This is a genomic window from Actinomadura kijaniata (assembly GCF_014138665.1).
Taxonomy (GTDB): Bacteria; Actinomycetota; Actinomycetes; order Streptosporangiales; family Streptosporangiaceae; genus Spirillospora; species Spirillospora kijaniata.
This window is the reverse complement of record NZ_JACJIA010000001.1, coordinates 1,315,242-1,331,741: the sequence shown is the minus strand read 5'-3', so window position 1 is coordinate 1,331,741 and position 16,500 is coordinate 1,315,242. Positions and strand designations below refer to the sequence as shown.

Annotated in this window: 14 protein-coding genes; 6 read left to right on the top strand and 8 right to left on the bottom strand. The window is 73.6% G+C overall.

From position 1 onward, the window contains the following. The first annotated feature begins 132 nt into the window (after positions 1-132). The gene (locus tag HNR61_RS06340; protein ID WP_182842066.1) at positions 133-840 is read left to right on the top strand and encodes a hypothetical protein; all 708 of its coding nucleotides are present in this window, start codon (positions 133-135) and stop codon (positions 838-840) included. Here HNR61_RS06340 and HNR61_RS06335 read toward each other — a convergent pair. From HNR61_RS06335 to HNR61_RS06315, 5 genes are all read right to left on the bottom strand, one after another. Continuing rightward, positions 837-2,552, bottom strand: coding sequence for an ABC transporter family substrate-binding protein (locus HNR61_RS06335; RefSeq protein WP_182842065.1), 1,716 nt, complete (start codon positions 2,550-2,552; stop codon positions 837-839). The two genes, HNR61_RS06340 and HNR61_RS06335, sit on opposite strands and share 4 nt — an antisense overlap. Continuing rightward, on the bottom strand, positions 2,549-4,591 hold the full coding sequence (locus HNR61_RS06330) for a dipeptide ABC transporter ATP-binding protein (protein ID WP_182842064.1): 2,043 nt from the start codon (positions 4,589-4,591) through the stop codon (positions 2,549-2,551). The genes HNR61_RS06335 and HNR61_RS06330 overlap by 4 nt, the downstream gene beginning before the upstream one ends. Beyond that, on the bottom strand, positions 4,588-5,436 hold the full coding sequence (locus HNR61_RS06325) for an ABC transporter permease (protein ID WP_344452576.1): 849 nt from the start codon (positions 5,434-5,436) through the stop codon (positions 4,588-4,590). Before HNR61_RS06325 ends, HNR61_RS06330 begins: the two co-directional genes overlap by 4 nt. Next, positions 5,433-6,458 carry an ABC transporter permease gene (locus HNR61_RS06320; RefSeq protein ID WP_182842063.1) on the bottom strand — a complete coding sequence of 342 codons (1,026 nt, stop codon included), beginning with the start codon at positions 6,456-6,458 and terminating at the stop codon, positions 5,433-5,435. Before HNR61_RS06320 ends, HNR61_RS06325 begins: the two co-directional genes overlap by 4 nt. A gap of 147 nt (positions 6,459-6,605) precedes the next feature. After that, positions 6,606-7,571 (bottom strand): hypothetical protein, encoded by a 966-nt coding sequence (locus HNR61_RS06315; protein ID WP_182842062.1) that lies wholly within the window; start codon positions 7,569-7,571, stop codon positions 6,606-6,608. Positions 7,572-7,713: 142 nt separating this feature from the next. On the opposite strand from HNR61_RS06315, the gene HNR61_RS06310 reads away from it, so the two are divergent. Together HNR61_RS06310 and HNR61_RS06305 are read left to right on the top strand one after the other, a co-directional pair. Further along, positions 7,714-8,340 carry a TetR/AcrR family transcriptional regulator gene (locus HNR61_RS06310; protein ID WP_182842061.1) on the top strand — a complete coding sequence of 209 codons (627 nt, stop codon included), beginning with the start codon at positions 7,714-7,716 and terminating at the stop codon, positions 8,338-8,340. Positions 8,341-8,647: 307 nt separating this feature from the next. Next, entirely contained in the window at positions 8,648-10,618 is a 1,971-nt protein-coding gene (locus HNR61_RS06305; protein WP_182842060.1) for a sensor histidine kinase, read from the top strand. Positions 10,619-10,840: 222 nt separating this feature from the next. Here HNR61_RS06305 and dapF read toward each other — a convergent pair whose 3' ends face one another. Next, positions 10,841-11,683 (bottom strand): diaminopimelate epimerase, encoded by an 843-nt coding sequence (dapF, locus tag HNR61_RS06300; protein ID WP_182842059.1) that lies wholly within the window; start codon positions 11,681-11,683, stop codon positions 10,841-10,843. Positions 11,684-11,734: 51 nt separating this feature from the next. Further along, complete coding sequence (gene miaA, locus HNR61_RS06295) at positions 11,735-12,622, bottom strand: tRNA (adenosine(37)-N6)-dimethylallyltransferase MiaA (RefSeq protein WP_182842324.1); 888 nt, start codon at positions 12,620-12,622, stop codon at positions 11,735-11,737. A 111-nt stretch (positions 12,623-12,733) separates the two neighbouring features. Between miaA and HNR61_RS06290 the strand changes: the two genes are divergently transcribed. Further along, a complete protein-coding gene (locus HNR61_RS06290; RefSeq protein WP_182842058.1) occupies positions 12,734-12,949 on the top strand; it encodes an antitoxin in 216 nt (71 codons plus the stop codon). 78 nt (positions 12,950-13,027) lie between these two features. Here the strand turns inward: HNR61_RS06290 and miaB are convergent, their stop codons facing one another. Beyond that, positions 13,028-14,551 (bottom strand): tRNA (N6-isopentenyl adenosine(37)-C2)-methylthiotransferase MiaB, encoded by a 1,524-nt coding sequence (miaB, locus tag HNR61_RS06285; RefSeq protein ID WP_182842057.1) that lies wholly within the window; start codon positions 14,549-14,551, stop codon positions 13,028-13,030. Between the two features lie 298 nt (positions 14,552-14,849). Here miaB and HNR61_RS06280 point away from each other — a divergent pair, with 298 nt between their 5' ends. Together HNR61_RS06280 and HNR61_RS06275 are read left to right on the top strand one after the other, a co-directional pair. Then, entirely contained in the window at positions 14,850-15,572 is a 723-nt protein-coding gene (locus HNR61_RS06280; protein ID WP_067824428.1) for an amino acid ABC transporter ATP-binding protein, read from the top strand. A 38-nt stretch (positions 15,573-15,610) separates the two neighbouring features. Further along, entirely contained in the window at positions 15,611-16,483 is an 873-nt protein-coding gene (locus tag HNR61_RS06275; RefSeq protein WP_182842056.1) for a glutamate ABC transporter substrate-binding protein, read from the top strand. Positions 16,484-16,500 lie beyond the last annotated feature (17 nt).

The window sequence follows — 16,500 nt, the reverse complement described above, 5'->3', positions numbered from 1 at the left end:
GGGGAAGCGCCGCTTCCGTCGTCCGCGGGACCCGGCGAAGGTCGATCGGGACGTGTTGTATCGTTTTCGCCCCGAAGGGCAAGGGCGCCCTTACCGAGGTCGGAGAGGCACCCGCGAGCCCAGGAAAAGAGCATGTCCAGCAGCTACCGTTCACACCGCCGCCGCAAGAAGAGCAACGCCGGACGGCTCGGTCTCGCCGGCGCCCTCACCGGGGCCGTCGGCATCGCCGCGGTGGCGGCGGGCATCGTGCTCATGCGCCCCGACGACCGGCGGACCGGCACCGCGATCGGCCAGGTCGGCGGCGGCGAGGCCGCGGCCCCCAGCGCGACCGCCGCGCCGCCGACCGGCCCGGTGCTGAGCCTCACCACCCCCGAGGGCTACGGGTACGGGCTGGCCGCCGTCAAGGCCGGGACCGACGAGAAGCCGCTGGCCACCAGCGAGGCCACCGCGGACGGAAGGACGTTCGCCTACGCCGACTACGTGCTCACCAACACCGGGCGCCGCCCGGCGCTGCTGCCCAACGTCTCGGCCGCCGACCTGTTCGTCCCCGCCTCGCAGGTGCCCGACGGGGCGAAGGAGCGCTGCATGCCCCAGGCGGGCGTCCCCTCCCACATGTGCACGCTGCCCAACCACAGCAAGGTTCTCGCGCGGCTGGACGGCAGCAGGCCGCCGTTCCGCGACGGCGCCGACACCATGATCCCGGGCGGGGCCTCCTACCTGGTGCGGGTCGCCACCGACCTGCCGGTCAAGGACGGCCTGGAGGCCGGCGACATCCGGCTGTACGTGTGGGACGCCCGCTACACCCCCGAACGCAAGGGCATCGAGGTCGCCTTCCCCTAGAAGCCGCCGGGCGCCCGCGCGGGGCCGCGGCCCTGGGCGCTCGGCCCGGTGAAGCCGATGTCCTCGTAGGCGATCTCCTGGAAGCCGCCCGCGCCCAGGTTGGCCAGCCCGCCCCGGGTCGCGACGATCTGCGGGCGCTGGTAGAGCGGCAGCACCGTCGCCAGCCGCCAGATCAGCCGGTCGGCCTCGTTGACCAGGCGCCGCGCCCGGGCCGGGTCCAGCTCGGTGATGGCGCGGTCCATCGCCGCGTCGATCTCGGGGGTGCCGAGCCGCGAGTAGTTCTGCTGGATGTCCTCGCCGCGCGGGCGGGCGAACACCGACCGCAGCGGCGACAGCGGGAACGCGGTGCCCAGCCACGAGAACGGCACGATGTCGAAGTCGCCGGGCGTGACGTACCGGTCGAACAGGTCGTCGGTCGGGACCGTCTCGATGTCGACGCGGACGCCGATGCGCGCCAGCAGCGCCCGCGCCAGCTCGCCCTCCTGCTTGCTGCCGGGCACCCCGGACGGCACCACGAACCGCAGCGCCAGCGTGCGGCCGTCCTTGACGCGGTGGTCGCCGGCGAGCCGCCAGCCCGCCTCGTCCAGCAGCCGCGCCGCGCGTTCGGGGGCGTAGCGGCCCAGCTCGCCGGAGTTGTCGCGGTACCCCTCCTGGGTGTTGACGAAGAAGTGGTTGCCGAGGGTCTGCACCGGCCAGCCGAGGTCGGCCAGGTCGCTGCGGGCGATGGCACGCCGGTCGATGCCCATCATCACCGCGCGCCGCACCCGCGCGTCCGACAGGACCGGCCCGGCGGCGTTGAGGGTGAAGTGCCGCCAGTCCGGGCCGCCCGCCCGCCGCACCGCCGCGCCGCGCACGTTCTCCACCCGGCGCAGCGCCGCCGCGTCCACGCCGATGTCCATCAGGTCGATCTCGTCGTTGGCGAACGCGCCGGGCATCGCGCTCGTGTCCATCGCCCGGAACACGATCCGGTCCAGCTTGGCGGGCCGTCCCCACCAGCCCGGGTCGCGCTCCAGCGTGACGGTCTCGGCGGTCCGGTCGACGGCGGCGACGCGGAACGGCCCGGCCGACACCGGCACCCGCCCCAGCCACCCGTTGTTGAACGTCTCGGGATCGTCGCAGGTCCCGGCCGGGTACAGCGGGCTGAACAGGCTGCGCCAGTCGGCGTAGGGCCGCCGGAACACCACCCGGACCTCGTGCGCGCGGTCGCCCCTCTCCACCCGCGCGATCTGCCCGTAGCCGGTGACGGTGGAGACCTGGAAGCGCCGGTCGCGTCCCGACAGCGCCCGCGCCTGGGAGGCGAAGTCGCGCAGCCCGATCGGGCGGCCGTCCGACCAGCGGGCGCGCGGGTTGAGCCGGTAGGTGACGACCTGCCGGGGCCTGGTGCGGGTGACCTCGGCCGACTCCAGGAAGGCGGGGACCGGGTGCGGCACGCCCTTGGCGTCCGACCGCATCAGCGAGGGCAGCACGCCCTGGACGACCTGCTCGACGACGCCCCGGCTGCCGTTGATGTGGTGGAAGTTCCACTGCACGGGGAACTCCGGCAGCGGCCAGCGCAGCGTGCCGCCGGTGCGGATCCGGTCGCGGGACGTGGGGTTGACGTCGGAGACCGGCAGCGTCCCCGTCGGGGGCGGCTCGGTCCCCGCGTCGCTGCATCCCGCACCGGCGAGCACCGCGCCCGCCAGCAGCAGGGAAAGAACACGGCGCGCCCTCACGGGCGTCCCCCCTCCAGATGGTGGCAGGCGACCAGGCGTCCGGACCCGTCCGGGACGGGGCGCGGCCGCGGCTCGTCGGTCTCGCACAGCGTCCGCCACGCGGCGTCGGCGGACGCCGCGTAGCTCGGGCACCGGGCCCGGAACCGGCATCCGCGCGGCTGCTCGGACGGGTCGGGCGGGTCGCCGGGCAGCGGCGCGGGCCGCCGCCGCCGTTCCCGGTGCGGGTCGGGCCGGGGGACGGCGTCCAGCAGCGCCCGCGTGTAGGGGTGGACGGGCGCGCCGTAGACGTCGGCCACCGGACCGATCTCGACGATCCGCCCCCGGTACATCACCGCGACCCGGTCGGCCAGCAGCCGCACCACCGCCAGGTCGTGCGCGACGAACAGGTACGCCAGCCCCAGCCGGGCCCGCAGTTCCTCCAGCAGGGCCATGATCCCGGCCTGCACGGACACGTCGAGGGAGGCGACCGGCTCGTCCAGCAGCAGCAGGCGCGGCTCCAGCGCCAGGGCGCGGGCGATCCCCACGCGCTGCCGCTGGCCGCCCGACAGCCCGTGCGGGTGGCGGGCCGCGTGCGCGGGGTCCAGGCCGACGAGCGCCAGCAGCTCCCGGACGCGCGCGTCGATCCGGGCCCGGGGAACGCCGTGCACGAGCAGCGGTTCGGCCAGGATCTCGGCGACGCGCATGCGCGGGTCCAGCGAGGCGAACGGGTCCTGGAACACCACCTGCACGTCGCGGCGCAGCGCCTTGCGTTCGGCGGCCGTGAGCGCGGCGGTGTCGCGGCCGAACAGCCGGACGGCCCCGCGCTGCGGCCGGGTCAGCCGCAGGACCTCCATCAGCGCGGTGGTCTTGCCGCAGCCCGACTCCCCGACCAGGCCCAGCGTCTCGCCCGCGCGCACGTCGAACGAGACGCCGTCCACCGCGCGCACCGTGCCGTTGCGGCGGCGCAGGACCGTGCCCCGGTACAGGGGATGGTGGCGGACCAGGCCCTCGACCTCCAGCACGGCGGGGCGTTCGTGGCGCGGCACCACGGGCGGGGCGGGCGGGGGCGCGGGCACCGGGAACACCCGCGCGGGGTCGCCGGTGGCGTCGAGGTGGACGCAGGCGGCGGTGTGGGCGGGCGTCCCGACCGGCACCGGGCGGGGCTCGGCGTCGGCGCAGCGGGGCACGGCGACGGGGCAGCGCGGCGCGAACGGGCATCCGGCCGCCGGGAGCCCGCCCGCGGAGATCCCGCCCGCGCCGTCGATCGGCACCGGCCGGGGCGCGTCGGCCTCGATGCGCGGCAGCGACTGGAGCAGCCCGATCGTGTAGGGCATGCGGGGCCGGGCGTAGACCTCGGCGACGGGGCCGGTCTCCACGGCGCGGCCGGCGTACATGACCATGACCCGGTCGGCGAACCCGGCGACCACCCCCAGATCGTGGGTGATCAGGACGATGGCCGCGCCGGTGGCCTCCTTGGCGGTCCGCAGCACCTCCAGCACCTGCGCCTGGATGGTGACGTCGAGCGCGGTGGTGGGCTCGTCGCAGACGATGGCGACCGGGTCGTTGGCGATCGCCATCGCGATCATCACGCGCTGCCGCATGCCGCCGGAGAACTCGTGCGGGTAGGCCCGCGCGCGGCGGGCGGCGTCGGGGATGCCGACCAGTTCGAGGAGCTCGACGGCGCGGGCGCGGGCGGCCGGCCGGGTCGCGCCCGCGTGCACCCGGATCGTCTCGGCGATCTGGTCGCCGACGGGGTGGACGGGGGTCAGCGCCGACAGCGGGTCCTGGAACACCATCGCCAGGTCCTTGCCGCGCACCCGCGACAGCTCGGCGTCGGAGCGGCCCAGCAGCTCCCGCCCGCGCAGCCGCACCGACCCCTCGACGCGGGTGCCGGGCGGCAGCAGGCCGAGCGTCGCCAGCGCCAGGGCGCTCTTGCCCGACCCGGACTCGCCGACGATGCCGAGGACCTCGCCCCGGCCGACCGACAGGTCCACGCCGCGCACGGCCCGCACCCCCCGTGGATAGGTCACCCGCAGGTCCCGGACCTCCAGCACGGTCACGGCGTTCCCTTCTCCAGGGTCGGGTCGAGCAGGTCGCGCAGGCCGTCGCCGAGCAGGTTGACCGCCAGCACGGTCAGCACCAGCAGCCCCGCGGCGAACCCCGACAGCCACGGGTAGGCGGTGGCGGTGCCGTGCCCGTCGGCGATCAGGGTGCCCAGCGAGATGTCGGGCGGCTGCACCCCGAACCCGAAGTAGGACAGCCCGCTCTCGGCCATGATCGCGACGCTGACGTTCAGCCCGGCGTCCACGATCAGCAGCGACGCCAGGTGCGGCAGGATGTGCCGCCGGATGATCCAGGGCGTGGAGGCGCCGCCGAACCGGGCGGCCAGGACGTACTCGCGTTCCCGCAGCGAGATCGTCATGGCGCGCACGACCCGCGCGGTGACCATCCACAGGAACGTCGCCAGCAGCAGCACCAGCAGCGGCCAGCCGCCCCCCAGCGACGGCGCCAGCACCGCCACCACCAGGAACGCCGGCAGCACCAGCAGCAGGTCCACGCCCCACATCAGCAGCCGGTCCGGCCAGCCGCCGAGGTATCCGGCGACCATGCCGACCAGCGCCGCCAGCGCGGTCGACAGCACCGCCACCAGCAACCCGATGACCAGGGACTTCTGCATGCCGCGCAGGGTGAGCGCGAACACGTCGCGGCCGCTCTGGGTGGTGCCGAACCAGTGCCGCGCCGAGGGCGGCTCCCGGAACGCGGTGAAGTCGGTGTCCTCCCAGCCCCACGGCGCGAGGTACGGTCCGGCGAACGCCAGCAGGAACAGCATCACCAGCAGCGACGCCCCGATGACGACGCGGCGGCTGGCCGCCAGGCCGCGCAGGGTCCCGCCCGGCCGGCTCACGAGCGCCCCCTCCGGGCCGTCCAGGTGGTGCCGCTCGTCCGCACGCGCGGGTCGAGCACCCCGTACAGCACGTCCGACACCAGCCCGGCCAGCAGCACCGCGGCGGCGGCGCAGCAGTTGACGGCGGCGACCGCGTTGACGTCGCCGCGGATGATGGACTCGACCAGCCACTCGCCCATCCCGTGCCAGCCGAAGATCTCCTCCAGGAACATGCCGCCGAGCAGCAGCAGCCCGAAGGTGTAGGCGAAGTAGGTGGTCATCGGGATCAGGGCGGTGCGCAGGCCGTGCCGCAGCAGCGCGTCGCGGTGGCGCAGGCCCTTGGCGCGGGCGGTGCGGACGAAGTCGGCGTTCAGGACGTCGAGCATCATGCCGCGCTGGTAGCGGCAGTAGAGCGCCAGTTGCGCCAGGGCGACGGCGGCCGTCGGCAGCAGCAGGTGCCGCAGCCGGTCGCTGAGGCCGCCGAGCGGGCCGAACGTGCCCTCCGACGAGCCGGGGGCGGTCTCGCCGACCCATTCGAAGACCTGCAGGCCGGTGGTGTCGTTGACCTTCTGCGCGCCGATCTGCAGCAGCACCGCCAGCACGAAGATCGGGGTGGACAGCAGCAGGTAGGACCCGGCGGTGATGATCCGGTCGGAGGGGCGGTCGCGGCGGACGGCGGCGTAGGCGCCGAGCAGCACCCCGAGCACGCAGCCCAGGACGGTCCCGACGGTCAGCAGCCGGACGCTGACCCACAGCCGCCGCCACAGCTCGTCGTTGACCGGCTCGCCCTGGAGGGTGCGGCCGAAGTCGCCGCGCAGGACGCCGGCGGCCCAGACGCGGTAGCGCTCGGCGAGGGGCGTGCGGTCGTTGAGGTTGAGCCGGTCCAGCTCGGCGTCGACGACCGCGGCCGGAGGACGGGGATTGCGGTCCTCGAGGTTGGCCCGGGGCTTGAGGGCGCTGGCGGCCAGCAGGTAGGAGAGGCTGGCGGCCAGCACCACCAGCACCGCGTAGTTGACCAGCCGGCGCAGCAGGAAACCCGCCATTCTCCCCCTCCCCCGCGCGCAGGACAGTCACGGAATGCTACTTGCCGGTGACCGTCGGCGCAGGGGAAACGCGGGAACGCGCTCACCAAAAGTGACCGAACGGTGACCTGCGCGGGCGGGCGCGCAGGTCACCGTGGGCGAGGCGGGTCAGGAGGACGCGAGGGCCGGCTCGCGTTCGGCGGGGGCGGCGCGGCCGGCGCGCAGCCGTCCGACGCCCAGCAGCGCGAACCCGGCGACGGCCCAGACGGCCAGCACGGTCAGCGGGGCGGCGGCGCCCGCCCCGTCGAAGAACGCCACCGACCGCAGCAGGGTGACGGCCGCGCCCGGCGGCAGCGCCTGCCCCAGCGCGCCCCACGGCTCGGGCAGCAGCTCGGGCGCGGAGCCGGCGGCCGACAGCGGGTTGCCGAGCAGCAGCAGGACCAGCCCGCCGAGGCCGATCCCGGCGCGGCCCAGCGCGGCGGCCAGACCGATGACGGCCCCGCTGACCGCCAGCAGCGCCAGCGTGACGACCCCGGCGACGGCGAGGAACGAGCCGGGCAGCAGCGACAGCCAGCCCTGCGCGAGCGCGGTGGAGCCGAGGCCGCCCAGCACGGCGAACACGGCCACCCCGGCGGCCCGCCAGGCCAGCGGTCCGACGGCGAACGTCAGCAGGGCCGCGGCGGCCAGCCCCGACATGATCAGCGGTAGCACCAGCGCGCCGAACGCCGCGCCGCGCGGGTCGTCGGGGTCGGCGGCGACCACGTCCTGGACGGGCGCGGCGGTCTGCCCCGCCATCTGCTGGGCCAGCGCCGTGAGCTGCTGGGCGACGGCGGGCGAGGCCGCCGAGGCGACCAGCACGCGCGGCCCGGCGGGGGTGGTGACGATCGCGCCGTAGGCCTCGCGGTCGGCGAGGGCGCGGCGGACGGCGGCCTCGTCGGGCCGCGTGGCGATCGCGAACGCGCCGGGGCGCTGCTGGTCGAGGCGTTGCGCGACGGCGGCGGCCTGCGGTCCGGCGACCACGACCGGCACGTCACGCGGGGCCGTCCGGGCGGCGGGCCAGGCGAACGCGAGGATCATCAGCAGTTGCAGCAGCGCGGCGGCCACGGCCACGCCGAGCGCGCGCTGGGCGGGCATGGACCGTGACGGGCCGGACTGTGGGGACGCGGAGTGCACGACGGCCTCCAAATAAAATCGGATGTTCGTTCTCTTTGATGTCCCCAGCGTCCTCCCGCCCGGCCGCCTTGTCAAGAACGAATGTTCGTTTTACTTTGGGGACATGCCACGAGTCTCCGCGGAGCACCTGGAACGCCGCCGCCAGCAGATCCTCGACGCCGCCCGGGCCTGCTTCGTCCGCAAGGGGGTGCACGACACCTCGATGCAGGACATCTTCGCCGAGTCCGGGCTGTCGGCCGGTGCCGTCTACCGCTACTTCAAGAGCAAGAGCGAGATCATCGAGGCGATCATGTCGATGGTCCTCACCGACATGCGCGGGTTCGTCACGGATCTGGCCTCGACCGACCCGCCGCTCCCGCTGGACGAGGTGATCGAGCGGATCACGCGGATGGTCGTCCTGCTGAGCGGGGAGGACGGCCCGGTCCACATGGCCCCGCACGCCTGGTCGCTGGCGATGCACGACCCGGCCCTGCGCTCCTACATCAAGGAGAACATGACGACGCTGCGCGAGTCGTGGATCGGGTACGTGGAGCGGCTCGTCACGGCGGGGATGCTGCCCGCCGGCACCGACCCGGTGGCCACGAGCAAGGTGATCTTCGCGATGATGCCCGGCTTCCTGATCCAGCGGCTGTTCCTCGGGGACGTGACCCCCGAGGAGTTCCGGCTGGGCGTGCGCACCCTCATGCGGCAGAGCCTGACCGCCCCCGCGGACGTGGCCTCCGCCTCCTGACCGGACCCCGCCGACGGTACGGCGGCCCCGCCCGGAGCGTTCCCGGGCGGGGCCGCCGCGTTCTCAGGTCACCAGGGCGGCGCGGGCGGACGTTGCCGGCGTCCCGCTTGGCGAACGTCGCGGCGATCTGCTTCTCGTCGGGCTTCACGCGGTGCGCGCCGCCTCCCCCGAGCCCCGTCCGACGTCCTCGTGTTCGGGCCGTCGCGGGCGGGTCCCCGCCCCGCTGTCCTGAGGCGGACGCCCCGTTGGGACAGGACAGCGAGCAGGACGTTTTAGCATTCCATTACTTTTGAGCCAGGGAGTGCTGATGGGCGTGCCGGAACGCGTGCGGGGGGCCGGGAGAACGGCCTTACTGCTGGTGCTGGCGGCGGTCGCGATGGTCGCCGCCTCGCTGGCGCTGCGCTCCGGGCTGCCCGGACGCCTCCGGCAGCCGCTGTGGCACCCCGAGGCCGTGGTCGCGCTGACCTACACCCCGGCGGCGGCGCTGCTGCTGCGGCACCTGCCGCGGCTGCGGGTGGCCTGGGTCGTGATGGTCTCGGGCCTGGCCGCCGCGCTGTACATGCTGGCCCTGCACCTGGGCCCCTGGCTGCGGCTGCGCGACGCGCCGGGCGCGGGGGCGTTCGAGTGGCTGGGCCTGTGGCTGTGGGCGGTGGACTTCTACCTGCTGGTCCTGGTGCTGCCGCTGATCTTCCCCGACGGGCGGCTGGTGTCGCGCTGGTTCCGGCCGGTGCTGGCGGCGGCGTGCGCGGTGCCGCTGGTGGTGTGCGCGCACCTGACGGTGGACCCCGGCATCCGGCGGGTCGACGGCGGTGTGGCGATCTACCCGCTGGGCGAGATCCCCTGGCCGATCAGCGCGACGATCCTGGCGACGCTGGCGGCGTGCCTGGGATCGGTGGTGGCGCGGTTCCGGCGGGCCACGCCGGACGTGCGACGGCAGATCGCCTGGGTGATGTACGCGGGCGTGCTGGCGATGGCGGTCAACGTCATCGGCCAGGCCGTCCCGGTCCCCGGGGCGCTGCGCAACGTCGTCACCGCCGCCGTCCCGGTCTGCATCGTGATCGCCATCACCCGGTACCGGCTCTACGACATCGACGTCGTCATCAACCGGACCCTGGTCTACCTGGGCGTCGCCGCCGTGATCTCGGTGGTGTACCTGTCGCTGGTCGCGCTCGCCGGGGCGGTGGCGTCGATGTCGGGCCGCACCGCCGGGCTGGTCGGCGCGATCGTGGCGGGCGCGGCGTTCGCGCCGGTGCGGCGCTCCCTGCAACGCGCGGTGGACCGGGTCATGCACGGCGAACGCGACCCCTACCGGCTGGCCGACCGGCTCCAGCGGCGGCTGCAGACCGCCTCGGACCCGGGCGCGGCGCTGGCCGGGGCGATCGGCCTGGTCGGCGAGGCGCTGCGCGCGACCGGCGTGGTCGTGGAGGTCCTGGACCGCGAGGGCCGGGTGGTGACGGTCGCGCAGGAGGGGGCCCTCGGCGACCGGCCCCGGCTGGTCCCCCTGGTGTGGCACGGCGACCCGGTGGGGCGGCTGGTGTTCTCCGTGCCCCGCTCCCCCGACGCCCGGCTCGCCGGGATCATGGCGCGCAACCTGGCCGAACTCGCCAACGCCACCCGGCTGGCCGCCGACGTCCAGCGGTCCCGCGAGCGCATCCTGCGCACCCGCGAGGAGGAGCGCCGCCGGCTGCGCCGCGACCTGCACGACGGCCTCGGCCCGACCCTGGCCAGCCTGGCGATGGCGGTGGACACCGCGCGGCTGAAGCTCAGGAGCGACCCCGAGGCCGTGGACGCGCTGCTGGAGAACCTGCGCGCCACCATGGGGCGCACCATCGGCGACATCCGCGAGCTGGTGTACGGGCTGCGCCCGCCCGCGCTGGACGACCTGGGCCTGGCCGGGGCGATCGAGGCGCTGGGCGGGGTCGTCGAGGCGGGCGACGGCCCGAGCGTCCAGGTCGAGGTGGAGGGCGACCTGGAGGCGCTCCCGGCGGCGGCCGAGGTCGCCGCCTACCGGATCGTCCAGGAGGCGCTGACCAACGTCCACCGGCACGCCCGCGCCGGGTCGGCGGTGGTCCGCCTGCACCTCAACGGCGACCTGCACGTCACGGTCGGCGACGACGGCGTGGGGATGCCGCCGAGCGCGCGTTCGGGTGTCGGGATGTCGTCGATGCGCGAGCGCGCCGCCGAGCTGGGCGGCTCCTGCACGGTGGGGCCCGGCCCGGACGGCGGCACCGTGGTCCACGCCCGCCTGCCGGTGAACGGCTCGACGCACGACGGCTGAGCTCGACGCACGACGGCCGAGAAGGCACACCCCTCTGGGAGGGCCAGTGACCGCCCCCCGCCAAGAAGGTCGCCACCGGCCCTCGGGCGCCGCGCGGACCGGGGCTCCCATCCCGGTTCGTGCGGGCCATTCACCAGAGGGTGTGCACGAGGAAACTATGCCCGCTCGGGTCCCTGGTATCAGGGACAGATGTCCCGACTCATCCGGGACATCTGGACATGGTCACCCGTCCGATGCGCTGACCAGCCATTCCGGACGCAGCTCGCCGTCGGCGACCAGTACGGCGGGACCGCACAGATGGCTGGTCTCACCGTCCAGGAGCACGGTGAGGCGGCCGCCGGGGACGTCCACGGTCCACTCGCCCCGCGACGGTGCCCCGCCCGTCTCGCCGACCGCCGCCGCCACGGCCGCCGCGACCGTTCCGGTGCCGCAGGAACGGGTCTCGCCCGAGCCGCGCTCGTAGACGCGCATCTCCAGGTGGCGGTCGCCGACCTGGCGGAAGAACTCCACGTTCACGCCCTCGGGGAACACGGCAGGGTCGAAGTCGGGGGCGCGGGTCAGGTCCAGCGCGGCGACGGGCGCGTCGACACGGCAGGCCAGGTGCGGGTTGCCCATGGACACGCGCTCGCCGGTGAACGTCTCCCCGCCGACCGACGCCTCGCCCGCCCCCAGGTGCCGCGGCGCGCCCATGTCCACGCGCACGTCGCCGGTCGCGCCCAGCACGACCCGGCGCAGCCCCGCGCGGGTCGCCAGGTCCCACTCGCCGGGGGCGGCCAGGCCCGCCTCCACCAGGTAACGGGCGAAGACGCGGACGCCGTTGCCGCACATCTCGGCGACGCTGCCGTCGGCGTTGCGGTAGTCCATGAACCACTCGGCGTCCGTGTCGGCGACGCCCGGGACACCGGCGGCCTTGGCCCGCACCACCCGCAGAACGCCGTCGGCCCCGATCCCGGCGCGCCGGTCGCACAGCCGCGCCACCATCTCCGGCGTCAGCTCCAGGCTCCCGTCCGGGTCCGGCAGGATGACGAAGTCGTTCTCGGTCCCGTGCCCCTTGACAAAACGCATGCCACCGATCGTATTGGGCCTCCGATCGTGGTGGGTGACGGGCGTGGCGGGCTACAGCAGGGCCAGCGCCCGTTCCACGAGGTCGGGCGCGTCGTACGGCAGCCACACCACGCGCGGGTCCCGCCGGAACCACGACTCCTGCCGCCGGGCGAACCGCCGCGTCAGGCGGATCGTCTCCTCCCTGGCCCGCTCCTCGGTCCACTCCCCCGCCAGGAACCGCAGCACCTGCGCGTACCCGAGGGCGCGTCCGGCGGTCAGCCCGTCGCGCAGGCCCCGCTTCTCCAGCTCGCGGACCTCGTCGACCAGGCCCGCCTCCCACATCCGCGCGACGCGCAGCGCGATCCGTTCGTCCAGCTCGTCGCGCGGGATCTCCAGGCCGATCTGGACGACCGAGCCGTAGCGGTAGCGGTGCTCGGGCAGCGTCGCGGTGAACGGCCGCCCGGTGATCTCGATGACCTCCAGCGCCCGCACGATCCGCCGCCCGTTGCTCGGCAGGATCGCCTCGGCGGCCCCGGGGTCCCTCTCCCGCAGCCGCCGGTGGAGCGCGCCGGGGCCGGCCTCGGCGAGCTCGGCCTCCAGCCGCGCCCGCACCGCCGGGTCGGTCCCGGGGAACTCCATGTGGTCGACGGCGGCCCGCACGTACAGCCCGGACCCGCCGACCAGGATCGGGACGTGGCCCCGCCCCCGGATCTCGGCGATCTTCTCGGCGCCGAGCCGCTGGAACTCCGCGACGCTGGCGGTCACCGTCACGTCCCAGATGTCCAGCAGGTGGTGCGGGACGCCGCGCGTCTCCGCCGGGGTGAGCTTGGCGGTGCCGATGTCCATGCCCCGGTAGAACTGCATCGAGTCGGCGTTGATCGCCTCGCCGCCCACCCGCAGCGCCAGTTCCACCGCCAGGTCGGACTTCCCGGCGGCGGTGGGGCCGACGACCGCGATCACATCTGGAGAGGTCACACGCTTAATTCTGGCAACAGAACGGGTATGGATCAGACCGTGAGGGGCGTCCGCCGGAACGCGGGCGCCGACCAACGGGGATTCGGGGGGATCCACATGAGCTTCGTGGACAAGGTCAAGGGGATGCTCGGCCAGCACCCCGACAAGGCGCAACAGGGCGTGGACAAGGCCGGCGACATGATCGACAAGAGGACCGGCGGCAAGTACTCCGACAAGGTCGACATGGGGCAGGACAAGGCCCGGGACTACATCGAGGGCACCCATCCCGGGGACCAGGCCAGGCCCGCCGACCCGAACCAGCCGCCGCAGTAGCCGACCGGCTCCCGGCCGGCCCGCCGCGTCGCCCGCCCGGCCGCGCCCGCGCGGCGGCGGGCGACGGTCGTGGCGGCGTCAGGAGGGGACCGAGCAGCCCGTCGTGGCCGGCGGGGCGGCCGGGCGGCCGATGGACGGCATCCCCAGGGAGACGCCCTTGGGCTGGGCCTGGCGGGCCTCCCAGGCGTCGCCGGCGCGGGTCCGGCGCACGCCGTGCGTCCGGTCGGCGACCAGGTGGTGCGGGGCCGCGTAGGTGACCTCGACGGTGACCATGTCACCGGGGCGGACCGGCTCGCCCGGGACCGCGAAGTGGACCAGGCGGTTGTCGGGGGCGCGGCCGGACAGGCGGCGGGTCGCCTCGTCCTTGCGTCCCTCGCCCTCGGCGACCAGGACCTCCAGGGTGCGGCCGAGCTGCTTCTTGTTCTCCGCCCAGGAGATCTCCTCCTGGAGGGCGATCAGCCGCTCGTAGCGCTCCTGCACGACCTCCTTGGGGATCTGCCCGTCCATGGTCGCGGCCGGGGTCCCGGGGCGCTTGGAGTACTGGAAGGTGAACGCCGACGAGAACCGCGCCTCGCGGACCACGTGCAGGGTCTGCTCGAAGTCCTCGTCGGTCTCGCCGGGGAAGCCCACGATGATGTCGGTGGTGATCGCCGCGTCCGGGATCGCCGCCCGCACCTTCTCGATGATCCCCAGGTAGCGCTCCTGCCGGTAGGAGCGGCGCATCGCCTTCAGCACCGGGTCGGAGCCGGACTGCAGCGGCATGTGCAGCGACGGCATGACGTTGGGCGTCTCGGCCATCGCGGCGATCACGTCGTCGGTGAAGTCCTTGGGGTGCGGGGAGGTGAAGCGGACCCGCTCCAGGCCCGCGACGTTCCCGCAGGCGCGCAGCAGGCCGGCGAACGCCGACTGCCCGCCCTCCGTCATCGCCCGGACCTCCTCCGGCGCCGACGCCAGGGAGCCGAAGCCGCTGCCGTAGGCGTTGACGTTCTGGCCCAGCAGGGTGATCTCGACGACGCCGTCGGCGACCAGCGCCTCGACCTCGGCCAGGATCTCGCCGGGACGGCGGTCCCTCTCCTTGCCGCGCAGCGACGGCACGATGCAGAACGTGCAGGTGTTGTTGCAGCCCACCGAGATCGACACCCAGGCCGCGTACGGCGACTCGCGGCGGGTCGGCAGCGTCGAGGGGAAGGTCACCAGGGACTCTTCGATCTCGACCTGCGCCTCCTGCCGGACGCGCGCCCGCTCCAGCAGCACCGGGAGCGACCCGATGTTGTGGGTGCCGAACACCACGTCCACCCACGGGGCCCGCCTGACGATGGTGTCGCGGTCCTTCTGCGCCAGGCAGCCGCCCACGGCGATCTGCATGCCGGGGTGGCCGTCCTTGACCGGGCGCAGGTGGCCGAGGTTGCCGTAGAGGCGGTTGTCGGCGTTCTCCCGGACGGCACAGGTGTTGAACACCACCACGTCGGGCTCCCCGCCCTCGGCGCGGACGTACCCGGCGTCCTCCAGCAGGCCCGACAGGCGCTCGGAGTCGTGGACGTTCATCTGGCACCCGTAGGTACGGATCTCGTACGTGCGGGGGCTCTCGGTAGGCGCACTCATGACAGTCACCAAGGGTACGCGGACCGGCCGACCTCCCGTGCGGTGATCACCAACCGGTCACCGTCCGGTCACTTCCCGGCGACGCGCCGGGCCGCCGGTGCGGTCCGATAGTGCCAGAGCACTACCGGGCACGCCACCGACGTGGGTATTCGTGATCGGATCGGAACCGTCGGGAGCCTTTTCCGGCATCCTGGATGTCGTAAAGTCCGAGCCCATGACGGACAGCGCAGGCGGGCCCGACCTCACCAAGGGCGGTGGCGGGCCCCAGGATGACACTCCCGGTGGCGGGCCGCTCGTCGTGGTCGAGAACGTCAACAAGCACTTCGGCGACCTCCACGTTCTCCGGGACATCAACCTGACCGTGCAGCGCGGTGAGGTGGTCGTGGTGATCGGACCCTCGGGCAGCGGCAAGTCCACGCTGTGCCGGTCCATCAACCGGCTGGAGCCGATCGACAGCGGCAAGATCCTGATCGACGGCAGGGAGCTGCCCAAGGAGGGCAAGGAACTGGCCCGGCTCCGCTCCGACGTGGGCATGGTGTTCCAGTCCTTCAACCTGTTCGCCCACAAGACGATCCTGGAGAACGTCACGCTGGGGCCGGTCAAGGTTCGCAAGCAGGACAAGCAGGCCTCCGAGAAGCACGCCATGGAGCTGCTGGAGCGGGTCGGGATCGCCAACCAGGCGCACAAGTACCCCGCCCAGCTGTCGGGCGGTCAGCAGCAGCGGGTGGCCATCGCGCGATCGCTGGCGATGAAGCCGAAGGTGATGCTCTTCGACGAGCCGACCTCGGCCCTCGACCCTGAGATGATCAACGAGGTGCTCGACGTCATGACCTCCCTGGCACGGGAGGGTATGACGATGATCGTGGTCACTCACGAGATGGGCTTCGCCCGCAAGGCTGCGCAGAAGGTGGTGTTCATGGCCGACGGGCAGATCGTCGAGTCCAACACCCCCGAGGAGTTCTTCACGAACCCGCAGACCGAGCGCGCCCAGGACTTCCTTTCCAAGATCCTCACGCACTGAGCCGCGCGGCTCCGGCATTGAAAGCAGAGGTACTACAGATGCGTGTACGTCAGATCGTGGCCGCCGCGGCCGCCGCCACGCTGGCCCTGGGCCTCACCGCCTGTGGCAGCGACAGCGAGAAGAAGGCCGCCGAGTCCAAGGGCCTGGTCGACAAGGCCAAGTCGGACAAGAAGCTGATCGTCGGCGTGAAGTACGAGCAGCCGGCGCTGGGCCTGAAGAAGCCCGACGGCAGCCTCGAGGGCTTCGACGTCGACGTCGCCAAGTACATCGCGGGCAAGCTCGGCGTCCCCGAGAGCGGCATCGAGTTCAAGGAGGCCCGCTCCGAGAACCGCGAGTCCTTCCTGCAGACCGGCCAGGTCGACCTGGTGATCGCCACCTACTCGATCACCGACTCCCGCAAGCCCAAGGTGACCTTCGGCGGCCCGTACTACGTGGCCCGCCAGGACACCATGGTCAAGGCCGACAACAACGCGATCAAGACGGCCCAGGACCTCAAGGGCAAGAAGATCTGCAAGGCGGCCGGCTCCAACTCCTGGCGCCGCGTGACCGACCCGGCCCCCGACGGCAAGCTGGACCTGGACGCCACGCTGGTGGACGCGACCGGTTACGCCGACTGCACCGCCAAGCTGGCGTCGGGCGCCGTGGACGCGGTCTCCACCGACGACCTGATCCTGGCCGGCTTCGCCGCCCAGCAGAAGGGCAAGTTCAAGGTCATCAACGACCCGTTCACCGACGAGAAGTACGGCGTCGGCATCCGCAAGGGCGACACCGCGGGCTGTGAGGCCGTCAACAAGGCCATCACCGAGATGTACACCGACGGCACCGCCAAGAAGCTGCTGGAGAAGCACTTCACCGGTGCGGGCCTGAAGCTGCAGACCGACAAGGCCCCGACCTTCGAGGGTTGCGCCTGACCTGCTCTGACGGACCG

What these genes read in the sequence shown, in the direction of transcription:
- HNR61_RS06340 (WP_182842066.1), top strand. Translation starts at nt 133, where the DNA reads ATGTCCAGCAGCTACCGTTCACACCGCCGCCGCAAGAAGAGCAACGCC.
- HNR61_RS06320 (WP_182842063.1), bottom strand. Translation starts at nt 6,458, where the DNA reads ATGGCGGGTTTCCTGCTGCGCCGGCTGGTCAACTACGCGGTGCTGGTG.
- HNR61_RS06315 (WP_182842062.1), bottom strand. Translation starts at nt 7,571, where the DNA reads ATGCCCGCCCAGCGCGCGCTCGGCGTGGCCGTGGCCGCCGCGCTGCTG.
- HNR61_RS06310 (WP_182842061.1), top strand. Translation starts at nt 7,714, where the DNA reads ATGCCACGAGTCTCCGCGGAGCACCTGGAACGCCGCCGCCAGCAGATC.
- HNR61_RS06305 (WP_182842060.1), top strand. Translation starts at nt 8,648, where the DNA reads ATGGGCGTGCCGGAACGCGTGCGGGGGGCCGGGAGAACGGCCTTACTG.
- dapF (WP_182842059.1), bottom strand. Translation starts at nt 11,683, where the DNA reads ATGCGTTTTGTCAAGGGGCACGGGACCGAGAACGACTTCGTCATCCTG.
- HNR61_RS06290 (WP_182842058.1), top strand. Translation starts at nt 12,734, where the DNA reads ATGAGCTTCGTGGACAAGGTCAAGGGGATGCTCGGCCAGCACCCCGAC.
- miaB (WP_182842057.1), bottom strand. Translation starts at nt 14,551, where the DNA reads ATGAGTGCGCCTACCGAGAGCCCCCGCACGTACGAGATCCGTACCTAC.
- HNR61_RS06275 (WP_182842056.1), top strand. Translation starts at nt 15,611, where the DNA reads ATGCGTGTACGTCAGATCGTGGCCGCCGCGGCCGCCGCCACGCTGGCC.